We start from the raw sequence: 15,729 nt of genomic DNA on the forward strand, positions 1-15,729 counted from the left end.
TGAAGATCACGACCCCGGCCATCGGCTGAGCTACCGAATGGCCTTCGGCAGCTACGAGGATGCGCTGCGCATGGTCGGCGTTGTCGACGAGCCGCGAACCGCGACTACCCCGGTCAGCGCCGCACGCATCCAGTTGTTCGCCGCGATGGTGCACGACGGGAATCGCTCGTACTGGGACGCCGAGTTTGCCCGCAAGCGCTGGGGAGGGCTGCTGGCCCCGCCGGCCGTGTTGATGGGGTGGACCATACCCCCGCCGTGGGAACCGGCCGGCCCCCCGCCGGCGGCCTCGATCGCCTTGCGGGTGCCGTTGCCGGGCACCACATTCATCAACGCCGCCAACGATGTTGAGTTTTTGCAGCCGATCGTCGAGGGGGATTGCCTCACCGTCGTCGAGGAGCTGGTGTCGGTGTCGCCGGAAAAACAGACCCGGCTCGGCTTGGGCCACTTCATCGAGACGCTGGAAACCTACACCCGCCAGGACGACGTCGTGGTCGCCCGCAACCGCAACACGCTGTTCCGTTTCACTCCGGGACCGGCCCTATGAACGCCGCGGATCTGGACTGGAGCGAGATAGACATCCCCGTCGAGCTACCCGAGGTCATCGACGAGATCAGCTACCAGCGGGTGGTGCAGAACGCGGGCGCGACCTGGGACTATTTTCCGGGTCATTTCGATCCCGAATATGCCCAAAGCCAGGGCAATCCAACCATTTTCGTCAACACCATGCATCTGGCCGGGTTCGCCGACCGGGTCGCGACCGACTGGGCCGGCCCGGGCAGTCGCGTGGTGCGCCGTGCTATGCGGTTAGGTAGCCCGATCTATGCGGGAGACACCATGGTCGGCAGGGGACGGGCGGTGGCCAAGCGGCGCGACGCGTCAGTGGACCCACCACGCTGTCTGATCGACATCCAGATCCAGGTGACCAACCAGCACGGAACGCTGTGCTGCCCGGTCGAACTCACCCTGCAGCTACCCGAAAGTCCTTGAGCTCCGGGAACTTTCCTCTGCGGCCACGGACCGTCGTCGAAAGCTTTCCGGGCCGCGGCGACGGCGGCGTCGTGGTCCTCGGGGCCGGCCGCTTGGAGGTGGCCGATGGACTTCTCCGAGTGTGGCAAAATCATCACAAGTTGCTGGGGGGTTGATGAGCACCTCGGGCGGGGTGACGGTAACTTCGCTATTGCTGCTAACATAGCGAAAAAAGCCGCTGGCCCGGCCGGCTCCGGCGCACCGCGAGGAGGATGGAGTTTTGCCCGCTTCACAGCGACAATTTCGTTTGCGTCGGCGCGGCATGACATGAACGGCGATTGGCGCAGTTACCCGTTTCGGCTGGTGCCCGGGGATGATCAACTCGACTTCCCCGGCGCCGAAGGCGAACACCCGGATCAGGAGTCCGACACCTGGTTCCTCGCGGGCCAACTCGACGCCGCCGACACCGGCCGCTCGTTTGCTTTCTTGACCATCTTCAACAAAAACCGGCCAAGCGGAACCATCGTCGCCGATTTCTACACGATGGCGTTATTCGACCTGGACAGCGGCGAGTACGGGACCTACACGGATTACGACATGCCGCCAGCCAACATGAGGCCGGGTGCGGTGCCCAAACTATCGATGGCCGTGGGACACCTTGATCTCGAATACAGAAGCGGCGCAGGCATAGCCACGTGGGCCAGCTGCCGCGACGGCAACGGCGAACTGCTGCCCTACACGTACCTGGTCAGTCTGGTGGGCCAGGACCACGCCGGCCAGCCGATGCGACTGGACCTGGAGGCCACACCCACCCGCGCGCCGACTCCGCTGGGAGCGTCGGACTACAACGGCAAGATCACCTGCTTCGGCCAACCCGACACGTACTCGTACTTCCAGACCGGAATGGCGATGAGCGGGACCCTGCGCTGGGGCGACTCGGTGGAGCAGGTCAGCGGAGCCGGCGGGCACGTCGACCGGCAATGGTTTCCCAAGCATGCCGGAGCCGGGGCAGCCGGTGGAGATCCGCGCAGCAGGTCGCACGAATGGCGCACGATCAACTTCGACAACGGCATCGACATGAGCATCTGGCGGCAGTTTGACCGCGAGAATGGCAATGCGCTGCAACCATTTACGGCCGCGACGACGAGCTGTCCCGACCCGGGGCCAGCACCGGCGTGCGCCGAAGACATCGAGGTCACCGTGAGCAGCTATGTCCGCTGGCCGGATTCGGTGCAGGCGTTGTTACCGCCGATAGGGCCGGCCAGGTATATGCCTGATCGGCACCGGATCACTTGCGCCACACTCGAGTTGGATCTGGTCGGTGAGCCATTGGTGCCCGCCCCGGGGCACGGCCTGCCGATCGAGTACATGGAGGGCCCGTACCGCTACCGGGGGACGTTGTGGGGTAAGCCGGTAACCGGCTTCGCCTTCTACGAGCGATCCCTGGCGTTGTACCGGGACTGGGAGCTGGTCGACGTGCTGGCGGCGGCCGCGCGGAACGCCGAAGACCTCGAGATCGCTTTGTTGGCGGATCAGATTAAGCCGCTGGTGATTTCGGGACATCGCGCCGAAGCGCTGAGCTTGCTGAAAAAGCCGCCTCCCGTCCAGGAGGAGTTCTTGGCAACCGTTTTGGCGGATCTGATCGCGGTGCTCGACACCGCGGTGGCCGTCACGCCGGCGAGTTCGCCCAAGTAATGTGCCGATGCTGCAGCCCGGGCTCGTTGCGGCCGAACACGAGTTTGTCGCGGGCTCCCGATTCGAGGTTGGCCTGCAGCCCCTCGGCCAGCCGGTAGTCCTCATCGCGCACGGTGGCATGCGCGTACTCGAAGACGGCCGCGGCACCGGCGGCCACCGATTCGTCGGACAGGTCCAGCGGCGTGGAATTCTGGTGGACGGTGATCGAGCGACCGGCCCGATCCCCCGGATAGATCCGGAACAGCTCGCCGTTGGCGATCGTCACCGACAGCACGATGTTGGGGAATAGTGCGTAGATGACGACCATGTTGTGGAACGGATCCCATTGCTCGTCCGGGACGTCCGCCAAGTCGAGGATGCCGTTGAGCGGAAAGATCAACCGATGGTGCGGGCCGTATGAGTCGAAGACAGTGCAGTTGCTGCGTGCGATCTTGGCAAACGTCGTTTTGTGCACGGTGGCGAAATGGTAATTCTCCGCGAACGTGTCCACGGCCAGTTTCCAGTTGATGGGGGAGTCGAGCACCTTTTCGCCCAGCGGCGACCATCTCCCGATGCCCCACGAGTCGAGCTCGTCGCCCAGCGGTCCCAGGTGCGCGGCGACGTCCAGCGTGGTGCCGGGAACCAGTGCCACCCAAAGGAACCCGGCGAACTCCGTGGCGGGAAGCTCGGTCAGGCCAGCGGACTTCGGCGCGACATCGGGGAAGCCCTCACGCCCCGGCACCACGACCAGCCGACCGGTGTTGTCGTATGTCCACGCGTGATACGGGCAGCTGAACCGTTTGGCGCTGCCACAGCCGGTGACGACCTGGGCCTGGCGGTGCAGGCAGACGTTGTCGAACGCCCTGACCGCCCCGTCGGACGTTCTGGTCAACAGGATGGATCGCCCCATCACCGTTTTGGTGCAGTAGCTGCCCGGACCGGGCAGCTCCGAGACGTAGCCGACCAGTTGCGGGCTGGCCAACAGCATGGCCCGATCGCGCTCGTGCCGCTCGGTGGAGGTGTACTCGCGAGCGTCGACCGCGTATTGCCGGGGCGCCAGATCGGTCGCGTTGTCGCGCGCCAGCTTCAGGGCGCGTCGGGTCAGATCGATGAGTTGGTCGTGATCCATGTTTCCAGTACAGACCTTGTGACGGTTGTAAGGTCAAGAAGTGGCGGAGCAGTTGCTGATCGGCGACGTCACAGCCTTGACCGGGATCGCCTCCGGCCGCATCCGCCATTACGAGAAACTCGGACTGCTGTGCGCCGAGCATCTGAGCAACGGCTACCGCGTCTTCGGCATCGAGCAGGTACTCGACCTGTTGCGCATCGACCTGATGCGCAGCCTCGGCCTCAGCCTCAACGACATCCAGCGGTTGACCGAGGGTGGGCAGACCACGCTGGCCGGTCTTCTCGACCAACACCGCGCAGTGCTGGTGCGGCAGCGGGAGCGGCTCGAACAACTGATCACGGCTATCGACGCCGCTACCGATTGCGGAGAGGCGGGCGTCAACGAACACATCCTGCGCAGGCTGGCGACCACCCACCGGGACAGCATCGGTGTCATCGGAAGGCTGACCGCGCCGCTTGCCGGCCCCATCACCGCGATGTACGCCGACCTGTTCGAGGAGTGGGAGCTGCCTGTTCCGGCGTTGTTCGGACAAATGGTGCTGCCCCCGGCGGCCAGCACGCTGTTAGACCAACTCGCCCAGGCGCCGGGGCGCCAGGTGCTGTTCGACCGATTGCGCAAGCTCGCTGGTGAGGTTATTGCCCTGGGCGAAAACCTGGCGGCCGCAGCAGACCTCGCGAGCACCTGGATCGACGAGCAACTGGCCGACCCCCTGCCCGACGACGTGGTCAACGCGTTGTGTGTCGTGCAGCCGTTGTTGCGACGCGACCCCGTCATAGTGCAGGGGTTCCGGGCCTGGGCCGCATCGATAAATCCGGCGGCCGCCCGCTTCATCGACGAGATGTCCGCCCAGACCGCCCGCCGCGGGCTCGACGCCGTAAGCGTCATCGTGCTGCCGCTAAACCAGTGATGCGACAATGTGATACACATGTAACTGCTGTGGCTCGTGTGTCAGATGTTATTTTTGTCGTACCCTGTGGCATGTGTCGGTGTCTCGGCGTGACCTGCTCAAATTCGCCCTGCAATCCGCCGTCGCGGCGCCGGGCCTGGTAGGTCTGGGCACCGCGGCGTCGTGGCTTGCGGCACCGGCGTCGGCCGCCTCGCTCGGCACCCTGTTGGACTACGCCGCCGGCGTGATCCCTGCCGCCCAGATCAAGGCCGCCGGGGCCGTCGGATCGATCCGCTACGTGTCCGATCGGCGACCCGGGGGCGCGTGGATGCTCGGCAAGCCGATCCAGGTCGGTGAGGCCCGTGACCTCAGCGGCGGTGGGCTCAAGATCGTCTCGTGCTACCAGTACGGAAAAGGCAGCACCTCGGACTGGCTGGGCGGCGCCCCCGCCGGCCTGCAGCACGCCAAGCGCGGGATGGAACTGCACACCGCCGCGGGCGGACCCGCCAGCGCCCCGATCTACGCGTCCATCGACGACGACCCGTCATACACCCAGTACAAGAACCAGATCGTGCCCTATTTACAGTCCTGGGAGTCGGTCGTCGGACACCAGCGGACCGGCGTATATGCCAACTCGAAGACCATCGATTGGGCGCTGCACGATGGGCTGGGCTCCTACTTCTGGCAGCACAACTGGGGCTCGCCGCACGGGTACACCCATCCGGCCGCGCACCTGCACCAGGTGGAGATCGACAAGCGCAGCGTGGGCGGCGTTGGGGTGGACATCAACGAAATCCTCAAGCCGCAATTCGGGCAGTGGGTCTAGCCACGTCTCTCGAGTTACACGACACCCAGATTCCAGCAAACAGTCGTTCGCTCGATCCGCGGCGGCGGCGGCGTCGGCGCCCCAGCAATGCGGAGGCCGACGGAGACTTGTCGGCCGAAAATTTTTACATAACGATTACATAACAATACTGCTTTGATCAGCGCAGTTATAGCTACTCGACCGTAACCACCAACATGCAGGAGGTTTGTCACACACTTGCCCGGCGCCGGTTCGGTGCGCTGTTACCCACGACACGGTTACCCGTGCGTAGAACTCGCCAGTAACCAATCGCCGCAAGAAAAGTGCACGGATCCTTATGACACTCTTAGTAGGAGCCGCTGCGGTCCACCGCGCCGTCCGATCCAGGGTCGGCCCACCGACAACGCAGCGGTCAGCTGATTTTCGACTGCGATTCGATGCCGAATCAGACGACGCTTCGCCTTAGAAAGCCGGAGCAGCCACAAGTTGGCCCAGCAATACTCCGGGCCGCACGAAACCGATACGTATAGACGCACAGCAGGGAGATGCAGAACGTGACGATCCATGAGCACGACCGGGTGTCCGCTGATCGTGACGGAAACGGCCCGCAGAGCACCCATGCGCTGGTCGATCGTCTGACTGCGGGCGAGCCCTACGCCGTCGCGTTCGGTGGCCAGGGCAGCGCCTGGCTGGAGACGCTTGAAGAGCTGGTGTCCTCGGCGGGCATCGAGTCGGAGTTGGCGACGCTCGTCGGTGAGGTCGAGCTGCTGCTGGAGCCGGTCGCCAGGGAACTGGTGGTGGTACGCCCCATCGGCTTCGAGCCGCTGCCCTGGGTGCGCGCGCTGGCCGCCGAGGACCCGGTCCCGTCCAACAAGCACCTGACGTCGGCCGCGGTATCGGTTCCGGGGGTGCTGCTGACCCAGATCGCGGCCGGGCGTGCCCTGGCCCGCCAGGGCATGGACCTGGTCGCCACACCGCCGGTCGCCGTGGCCGGGCACTCGCAGGGCGTGCTGGGCGTCGAGGCGTTGAAAGCGGGCGGCGCGCGCGACGTCGAGCTGTTGGCGATGGCCCAGCTGATCGGTGCGGCCGGAACGCTGGTGGCCCGGCGGCGTGGCATCTCGGTCCTGGGCGATCGTCCGCCGATGGTGTCGGTGACCAACGCCGACCCCGAGCGCATTCGCCGGCTGCTCGACGAGTTCTCTCAGGACGTCCGGACCGTGCTGCCGCCCGTGCTGTCCATCCGCAACGGTCGGCGCTCGGTCGTCATCACCGGCACTCCCGAACAGCTGTCTCGCTTCGAGCTGTACTGCCAGCAGATCTCGGAGAAAGAAGAGGCCGAGCGCAAGAACAAGATCCGCGGCGGCGACGTCTTCGCACCCATCTTCGACCCCGTACAGGTCGAGGTCGGATTCCACACCCCACGGCTGGCCGACGGCATCGACATCGTCGGCGGCTGGGCCGAGAAGGTGGGCCTGGACGTGGCGTTGTCCCGGCGGCTGACCGAGGCCATCCTGGTGAACAAGGTCGACTGGGTGGACGAGATCACGCGCGTGCACGACGCGGGCGCGCGGTGGATCCTCGACCTCGGCCCCGGTGACATCCTGACCCGGCTGACCGCACCGGTGATCCGCGGCCTCGGGGTCGGCATCGTGCCGGCGGCCACCCGCGGCGGGCAACGCAATCTCTTCACGGTCGGGGCCACCCCGGAAGTGGCGCGAGCCTGGTCGAGCTACGCCCCGACGGTGGTTCGCCTGCCCGACGGCAGGGTCAAGCTGTCCACCAAGTTCACCCGGCTGACCGGGCGCTCGCCGATTCTGCTGGCGGGCATGACCCCTACCACCGTGGACGCCAAGATCGTCGCCGCGGCGGCCAACGCGGGGCACTGGGCCGAGCTCGCGGGCGGCGGCCAGGTCACCGAGGAAATCTTCGCCAACCGCATCCAGGAGCTGTCCGGGCTGCTCGACGAGGGCCGCACCTACCAGTTCAACGCGCTGTTCCTCGATCCATACCTGTGGAAGCTGCAGGTCGGTGGCAAACGGCTGGTGCAGAAGGCCCGTCAGTCGGGGGCGGCGATCGACGGTCTGGTGGTCAGCGCGGGCATCCCCGACCTCGAGGACGCCGTCGAGCTGATCGGGGAGCTCAACGACATCGGCATCAGCCACGTCGTGTTCAAACCCGGAACCATCGAGCAAATCCGCTCGGTGATCCGCATCGCGACCGAGGTGCCCACCAAGCCGGTGATCATGCACGTCGAGGGTGGACGTGCCGGCGGCCACCACTCCTGGGAAGACCTCGACGACCTGCTGCTGGCGACCTATTCGGAGCTGCGTTCGCGGCCCAACATCACGGTGTGCGTCGGCGGTGGCATCGGCACCCCGGAGCGGGCGGCCGACTACCTGTCGGGACGCTGGGCGCAGGCGTACGGCTTCCCGCTGATGCCGATCGACGGCATCCTCGTTGGCACCGCCGCTATGGCCACGCTGGAGTCCACCACCTCGCCGTCGGTCAAGCGGATGCTGGTGGAGACCCAAGGCACCGATCAGTGGATCAGCGCCGGAAAGGCCCAGGGCGGCATGGCCTCCAGCCGCAGTCAGCTGGGCGCCGACATCCACGAGATCGACAACACCGCGTCGCGCTGCGGCCGGCTGCTCGACGAGGTCGCCGGTGACGCCGAGGCGGTGGCGGAGCGCCGCGACGAGATCATCGCCGCGATGGCCAACACCGCAAAGCCGTACTTCGGCGATGTCGCGGAGATGACCTACCTGCAGTGGCTACGGCGCTACGTGGAGCTGACGATCGGTGCGGGCGACTCGACCGCCGACACCGCCGCGCCGGGCAGCCCGTGGCTGGCCGACACCTGGCGTGACCGCTTCGAAGAAATGCTGAAGCGTGCCGAAGCCCGTTTGCACGCAAAGGATTACGGCCCGATCGAGACCCTGTTCACCTCGGCTGAGCTGCTGGAGGATCCCGAGCAGGCCCTCGCCACACTGTTGGCGCACTATCCCGACGCCGAGACCGTCCAACTGCATCCGGCCGACGTGCCGTTCTTCGTGACCCTGTGCAAGACGCTGGGCAAGCCGGTGAACTTCGTGCCGGTGATCGACAAGGACGTCCGCCGCTGGTGGCGCAGCGACTCGCTGTGGCAGGCGCACGACGCCCGCTACGACGCCGATCAGGTGTGCATCATTCCCGGCACCGCCGCGGTCGCCGGTATCAGCCGGATGGACGAGCCCGTCGGCGAGCTCCTGGACCGCTTCGAGCAGGCCGCCATCGACGAGGTGCTCGAGACCGGCGCCGAGCCCCGGGACACGATATCGCGGCGGCGCGGACGGCTCGATGTGACCGGACCGCTGGCCGTCGTGCTTGACGCCCCTGACGTGTTGTGGGCCGGGCGCACCGCGACGAACCCGGTGCACCGGATCGCCGACCCTGCCGACTGGCAGGTCCACGAAAACCGCACTGCCACAAACTCTTCCACGGGCGCTCGGTTGCAGGTGACCCCGCATGGCCGGGTGACCCTCAGCGTGCCGGTATCGGGCACCTGGGTGGAGATCCCGTTCACCTTGCCCGCCAACACCATTGACGGTGGTGCCCCAGTGGTTTCGACCCAGGACGCCGCTACCGCCATGCGTGCGGTCTTGGCGATCGCCGCCGGCGCCGACGGCCCGGAGTCGCTGCCCCCGGTGCACGACGGAACCGCCACCGTTGCGGTGGCCTGGGACCCCGAGCGGGTCGCCGACCACACCGGTGTCACCGCCACCTTCGGCGAGCCGCTGGCCCCCGGTCTGACCACCGTGCCCGACGCGCTCGTCGGACTTTGCTGGCCGGCGGTGTTCGCCGTGATCGGCTCGGCCGTTACCGACGCCGGCGTGCCGGTCGTGGAGGGCCTGTTGAGTTTGGTGCACCTGGACCACGCTGCGCGCGTGCTGGGTCAGCTGCCCACCACCCCGACCCAATTAACGGTCACCGCAACGGCTTCGGCCGCCGTCGACACGGATATGGGCCGCGTCGTCCCGGTGAACGTGAGCGTTACCGACGCGGGCGGCGACGTCGTTGTGGCCTTCGACGAACGGTTCGCCATCCTCGGCCGCACCGGCGCCGCCGAACTCACCGACCCGGCCCGGGCCGGCGGCGTGGTGTCCGAGAACGCCACCGACACCCCACGGCGTCGTCGTCGCGACGTCACCCTGGCCGCGCCGGTGGACATGCGCCCGTTCGCGGTGGTGTCCGGTGACCACAACCCCATTCACACCGACCGCGCCGCCGCGCTGCTGGCCGGACTGGAATCGCCCATCGTGCATGGCATGTGGCTGTCGGCCGCTGCGCAGCACACGGTGACCGCCACCGACGGACAGGCCCGGCCGCCGGCCCGGCTGATCGGCTGGACGGCGCGGTTCCTGGGCATGGTACGTCCCGGCGACGAGGTTGACTTCCGCGTCGAACGCGTCGGAATCGACCAGGGCGCAGAGGTTTTGGAGGTCACCGCACGCATCGGATCGGATCTGGTGATGTCGGCGAGTGCGCGACTGGCCGCACCCAAGACGGTGTACGCGTTCCCCGGCCAGGGCATCCAGCACAAGGGCATGGGCATGGACGTGCGGGCGCGGTCCAAGGGCGCCCGCAAGATTTGGGACCAGGCCGACAAGTTCACCCGCGAGACGCTGGGCTTCTCAGTGCTGCACGTGGTCCGCGACAACCCAACGAGCATCATTGCCAGCGGCGTGCACTACCACCACCCCGACGGTGTGCTGTTTCTGACCCAATTCACCCAGGTCGCCATGGCGACGGTGGCGGCCGCGCAGGTCGCCGAGATGCGCGAGCAGGGCGCCTTCGTCGAAGGTGCGATCGCTTGTGGGCACTCCGTGGGCGAGTACACCGCGCTGGCCTGCGTCAGCGGCATCTTCGAGCTCGAGGCGTTGTTGGAAGCCGTGTTCCACCGCGGATCGAAGATGCACGACATCGTGCCGCGTGACGAGTTGGGCCGCTCCAACTACCGGCTGGCGGCGATCAGGCCGTCGCAGATCGACCTGCCTGACGACGGCGTCTCGGAGTTCATCGCCGAGATTGCCGAGCGCACAGGGGAATTCCTGGAGATCGTGAACTTCAACCTGCGTGGCTCGCAGTACGCCATCGCCGGCACGGTGCGCGGTCTGGAAGCGGTGGAAGCCGAGGTGGAGCGCCGCCGCGAAATCACCGGCGGTAAGCGGTCGTTCATCCTGGTGCCGGGAATCGACGTGCCGTTCCACTCGCGGGTGCTGCGGGTGGGGGTGGCTGAGTTCCGCCGGTCGCTGGAACGACTCATGCCGCTGGACAAGGATCCCGATCTGATCATCGGGCGCTACATCCCCAACCTGGTGCCGCGGCCATTCACCCTGGATCGCGACTTTATCCAGGAGATCCGGGATCTAGTGCCGGCCGAGCCGCTCGACGAGATCCTGGCCGACTACGACACCTGGCGTGCCGAACGGCCGCGGGAGATGGCCCGCCGGGTGTTCATCGAGCTGCTGGCTTGGCAGTTCGCCAGCCCGGTGCGCTGGATCGAGACGCAGGACCTGCTGTTCATCGAGGAGGCCGCCGGCGGCCTGGGCGTCGAGCGCTTCGTGGAGATCGGCGTGAAGGCGGCGCCGACGGTGGCGGGTCTGGCCACCAACACCCTCAAACTGCCCGAATATGCCCACAGCACAGTGGAAGTGCTCAACGCCGAGCGCGACGCCGCGGTGTTGTTCGCCACCGACACTGACCCCGAGCCGGAGCCGGAGGCCGAGGAGCCAGTCGCCGAGGCCGCTGCGGCGGACGCCGCGCCCCTGTCAAATGTCGCCCCCGCCGTCGCTCCGGCTCCCGCCGCAGCTCCGTCGGGTGCCGCGCGGCCCGACGACATCGCGTTCGATGCCGCCGACGCCACACTGGCGCTGATCGCGCTGTCGGCCAAGATGCGCATCGACCAGGTCGAAGAGTTGGACTCCATCGAGTCCATCACCGACGGTGCGTCGTCGCGGCGTAACCAGCTGTTGGTGGACCTGGGCTCCGAGCTGAACCTGGGTGCAATCGACGGTGCCGCCGAAGCCGACCTGGCCGGGCTGCGGTCGCAGGTGACCAAGCTGGCGCGTACCTACAAGCCTTACGGCCCAGTGCTTTCCGATGCGATCAACGATCAGCTGCGCACGGTGCTCGGGCCTTCGGGTAAGCGACCCGGCGCCATCGCCGAGCGGGTCAAGAAGGCCTGGGAACTCGGCGACGGGTGGGCCAAGCACGTGACGGTCGAGGTCGCTCTGGGCACCCGCGAGGGCACCAGCGTCCGGGGGGGTGCCATGGGCAACCTCCACGAGGGAGCGCTGGCCGACGCGGCGTCGGTCGACAAGGTCATCGACGCGGCCGTGGCGGCCGTGGCCGCGCGCCGCGGCATTTCGGTGGCCCTGCCGTCCGCGGGCGGCGGCGGCGGCGGTGCGACCGTCGACGCGGCGGCGCTGAGCGAGTTCACCGATCAGATCACCGGCCGCGACGGCGTGCTGGCGTCGGCGGCCCGGCTGGTGCTGGGTCAGCTGGGGCTCGACGACCCGGTCAGCGCGTCGGCTGGATCGTTAGGGGCCAGCGACGCCGAGCTTATCGACCTGGTCACTACCGAATTGGGTTCGGACTGGCCGCGTTTGGTGGCACCTGCGTTCGACGGCAAGAAGGCCGTCGTCTTCGACGACCGTTGGGCCAGTGCCCGCGAGGACCTGGTCAAGCTGTGGCTGGCCGACGAGGGTGACATCGACGCCGACTGGCTGCGGCTGTCCGAACGGTTCGAGGGCGCCGGCCACGTCGTGGCCACCCAGGCCACCTGGTGGCAGGGCAAGGCGCTGGCGGCGGGGCGGCAGGTCCACGCGTCGCTGTACGGCCGGATTGCGGCAGGAGCCGAGAACCCGGAGCCCGGTCCCTACGACAGCGAAATCGCCGTGGTGACAGGCGCTTCGAAGGGTTCGATTGCGGCGTCGGTGACCGCGCGCCTGCTCGACGGCGGTGCCACCGTCATCGCGACGACGTCCAAGCTCGACGAGGAGCGGCTCGCGTTCTACCGCTCGCTGTACCGCGACCACGCTCGTTACGGCGCGGCGCTGTGGGTGGTGGCGGCCAACATGGCGTCGTACTCCGATATCGACGCCCTGGTCGACTGGATCGGCCACGAGCAGAGCGAAAGCCTTGGGCCGCAATCGATTCACATCAAGAACGCGCTGACCCCCACGCTGCTGTTCCCATTCGCGGCGCCGAGGGTGGTCGGTGACCTCTCGGAGGCCGGCTCGCGCGCCGAGATGGAGATGAAGGTACTGCTGTGGGCGGTGCAAAGACTCATCGGCGGGCTGTCGACGATCGGCGCCGAACGCGACATCGCCTCCCGGCTGCATGTGGTGCTGCCGGGGTCGCCGAACCGCGGAATGTTCGGCGGCGACGGCGCCTACGGCGAAGCCAAGTCCGCACTGGACGCCGTGGTGAGCCGCTGGCACGCCGAGTCGTCATGGGCCGAGCGCGTCAGCCTGGCCCACGCGCTGATCGGCTGGACCCGTGGGACCGGGCTGATGGGCCACAACGACGCGATCGTCAGCGCTGTCGAAGAGGCCGGCGTCACAACGTATTCCACGGACCAGATGGCCGCGATGCTGCTGGGCCTGTGCGACGTCGAGTCCAAGGTCGCCGCAGCCAGCGCGCCGATCAAGGCGGACCTAACCGGCGGGCTCGCGGAGGCCCACCTCGACATGGCCGAGCTGGCCGCCAAGGCCCGCGAGGAGCACGCGGCGAAGGCCGCAGAGGGTGAGGCCGAGGAGGCGCCGGAGGGCACCATCGCCGCGCTGCCGTCGCCCCCGCGCGGCTACACCGCGGCACCACCCCCGGAATGGGCCGACCTCGACGTTGACCCGGCCGACCTGGTGGTGATCGTCGGCGGTGCCGAAATCGGCCCGTACGGTTCGTCGCGCACCCGGTTCGAGATGGAGGTCGACAACGAGCTGTCGGCGGCCGGCGTGTTGGAACTGGCGTGGACTACCGGCCTGATCCGCTGGGAGGACGACCCCCAACCCGGTTGGTATGACACCGAATCCGGTGACCTGGTCGACGAGTCCGAGCTGGTGGAGCGTTACCACGACAGGGTCGTGGAGCGCTGCGGTGTTCGCGAGTTCGTCGATGACGGCGCGATCGACCCCGACCACGCGTCACCTTTGCTGGTGAGCGTGTACCTGGACAAGGACTTCACGTTCGTGGTGTCGTCCGAGGCCGACGCCCGTGCGTTCGTCGAGTTCGATCCCGAGCACACGGCTATCCGGCCGGTGCCCGACTCCACCGACTGGCAGGTCATCCGCAAGGCCGGAACCGAAATCCGGGTCCCGCGTAAGACCAAGCTGTCCCGCGTCGTTGGCGGCCAGGTCCCGACCGGCTTCGACCCGACCGTGTGGGGCATCAGCCCCGACATGGTCGGTTCGATCGACCGGCTGGCGGTGTGGAACATCGTGGCGACCGTCGACGCGTTCCTGACCGCCGGCTTTAGCCCGGCCGAGGTAATGCGTTACGTGCACCCGAGTTTGGTGGCCAACACCATGGGCACCGGCATGGGTGGTGGCACCTCGATGCAGACGATGTACCACGGAAACCTGTTGGGCCGAAACAAGCCGAACGACATCTTCCAGGAAGTGCTGCCGAATATCGTTGCCGCGCATGTGGTTCAGTCCTACATCGGCAGTTACGGCGCGATGATTCACCCGGTTGCCGCGTGCGCGACGGCCGCGGTTTCGGTCGAGGAGGGCGTCGACAAGATCCGGCTGGGCAAGGCCGAGCTGGTGGTGGCCGGCGGCATCGACGACATGACGCTCGAGGGCGTGATCGGCTTCGGTGACATGGCGGCCACCGCCGACACCGGCATGATGCGCGGCCGGGGCATCCACGACTCGAAGTTCTCCCGGCCCAACGACCGGCGCCGGCTAGGCTTCGTCGAAGCGCAGGGCGGCGGCACCATCCTGCTGGCCCGCGGTGACCTGGCGCTGAAGATGGGGCTGCCGGTGCTCGCGGTGGTGGCGTTTGCGCAGTCGTTCGGCGACGGCGTGCACACCTCGATCCCGGCCCCGGGCCTGGGCGCCCTGGGCGCGGGCCGCGGGGGCAAGGACTCGCCGCTAGCCCGCGCACTGGCCAAGCTGGGCGTCGGCGCCGACGACATCGCGGTGATCTCCAAGCACGACACCTCGACGCTGGCCAACGACCCCAACGAGACCGAGTTGCACGAGCGGCTCGCAGACTCGCTCGGTCGGTCCGAGGGCGCCCCGCTGTTCATCGTGTCGCAGAAGAGCCTGACCGGTCACGCGAAGGGCGGCGCCGCGGTCTTCCAGATGATGGGTCTGTGCCAGATGCTGCGCGACGGCGTTGTCCCGCCCAACCGCAGCCTGGATTGCGTCGACGACGAGCTGTCCGGTTCCGCACACTTTGTCTGGCTGCGCGACACGCTGCGGCTCGGCGACAAGTTCCCGCTCAAAGCCGGGATGCTGACCAGTCTGGGGTTCGGGCATGTGTCCGGCCTGGTCGCGCTGGTGCATCCGCAGGCGTTCATCGCCACGCTGGACCCCGAGCAGCGCGCGGACTACCAGAAGCGGGCTGACGCAAGGCTTTTGGTGGGTCAACGTCGGCTGGTTTCGTCCATCGCCGGCGGGGAGCCGATGTATCAGCGGCCGCCCGGCCGCCGCTTCGACCACGAGGTGCCGGAGAAGCGTCAGGAGGCTTCCATGCTGCTGAATCCGGGCTCGCGGCTGGGCGCCGACGACATCTACAAGGCCTCCGCCGATTGACTCTGACGATCCGTTAACCTGGCCACCCATGGGCATCGTCGGTGTGGGGATCGACCTCGTCTCGATTCCTGATTTCGCCGAGCAGGTCGATCAGCCGGGCACGATGTTCGCCGAGACGTTCACCCCGGGCGAGCGGCGTGACGCCTCCGACAAGAGTTCGTCGGCCGCGCGCCACCTGGCCGCCCGCTGGGCCGCCAAGGAGGCGGTCATCAAGGCCTGGTCCGGTTCGCGGTTCGCCCAACGGCCGGTGCTGCCGGAGGACATCCACCGCGACATCGAAGTGGTCACCGACATGTGGGGACGGCCACGGGTCCGGTTGAGCGGAGCCGTCGCCGAGCATCTGGCAGACGTGACCATTCACGTGTCGCTGACCCACGAGGGGGACACCGCAGCCGCGGTCGCAATCCTCGAGGCCCCGTAACCGCGAGCGTGCGTGTTTGTCCGCGACACGCCGGGGAATGACGGCATT

At 67.5% G+C, this 15,729-nt stretch carries 8 protein-coding genes and 1 pseudogene; 7 read left to right on the top strand and 2 right to left on the bottom strand.

Going from position 1 to position 15,729, the window contains the following annotated elements; translation table 11 throughout:
- Positions 1–37 precede the first annotated feature (37 nt).
- Positions 38–544, top strand: a complete 507-nt coding sequence (locus JO236_RS21820; RefSeq protein WP_293335689.1) for an FAS1-like dehydratase domain-containing protein — start codon at positions 38–40, stop codon at positions 542–544.
- Positions 541–987: a MaoC family dehydratase gene (locus JO236_RS21825; protein ID WP_293335494.1), complete on the top strand. Its 447-nt coding sequence runs from the start codon at positions 541–543 to the stop codon at positions 985–987. Before JO236_RS21820 ends, JO236_RS21825 begins: the two co-directional genes overlap by 4 nt.
- A gap of 17 nt (positions 988–1,004) precedes the next feature.
- Here JO236_RS21825 and JO236_RS21830 read toward each other — a convergent pair.
- Positions 1,005–1,190 (bottom strand): annotated as a pseudogene (locus JO236_RS21830) (hypothetical protein); the annotation flags it as partial.
- 103 nt (positions 1,191–1,293) lie between these two features.
- Here JO236_RS21830 and JO236_RS21835 point away from each other — a divergent pair.
- The gene (locus JO236_RS21835) at positions 1,294–2,661 is read left to right on the top strand and encodes a secreted hydrolase (RefSeq protein ID WP_293335497.1); all 1,368 of its coding nucleotides are present in this window, start codon (positions 1,294–1,296) and stop codon (positions 2,659–2,661) included.
- Here JO236_RS21835 and JO236_RS21840 read toward each other — a convergent pair.
- Entirely contained in the window at positions 2,636–3,769 is a 1,134-nt protein-coding gene (locus tag JO236_RS21840) for an aromatic ring-hydroxylating oxygenase subunit alpha (RefSeq protein ID WP_293335500.1), read from the bottom strand. The genes JO236_RS21835 and JO236_RS21840 overlap by 26 nt on opposite strands.
- Positions 3,770–3,809: 40 nt before the next feature.
- On the opposite strand from JO236_RS21840, the gene JO236_RS21845 reads away from it, so the two are divergent.
- The 4 genes from JO236_RS21845 (at position 3,810) to JO236_RS21860 (ending at position 15,681) form a co-directional block, all read left to right on the top strand.
- A complete protein-coding gene (locus JO236_RS21845) occupies positions 3,810–4,676 on the top strand; it encodes a MerR family transcriptional regulator (protein ID WP_293335503.1) in 867 nt (288 codons plus the stop codon).
- A gap of 73 nt (positions 4,677–4,749) precedes the next feature.
- Positions 4,750–5,481 (top strand): DUF1906 domain-containing protein, encoded by a 732-nt coding sequence (locus JO236_RS21850; protein ID WP_293335506.1) that lies wholly within the window; start codon positions 4,750–4,752, stop codon positions 5,479–5,481.
- A gap of 533 nt (positions 5,482–6,014) precedes the next feature.
- On the top strand, positions 6,015–15,260 hold the full coding sequence (locus tag JO236_RS21855) for a type I polyketide synthase (protein WP_293335509.1): 9,246 nt from the start codon (positions 6,015–6,017) through the stop codon (positions 15,258–15,260).
- 28 nt (positions 15,261–15,288) lie between these two features.
- The gene (locus JO236_RS21860) at positions 15,289–15,681 is read left to right on the top strand and encodes a holo-ACP synthase (protein ID WP_293335512.1); all 393 of its coding nucleotides are present in this window, start codon (positions 15,289–15,291) and stop codon (positions 15,679–15,681) included.
- Positions 15,682–15,729 lie beyond the last annotated feature (48 nt).

The sequence above is a fragment of the Mycobacterium sp. genome (genome assembly GCF_019247635.1).
Taxonomy (GTDB): domain Bacteria; phylum Actinomycetota; class Actinomycetes; order Mycobacteriales; family Mycobacteriaceae; genus Mycobacterium.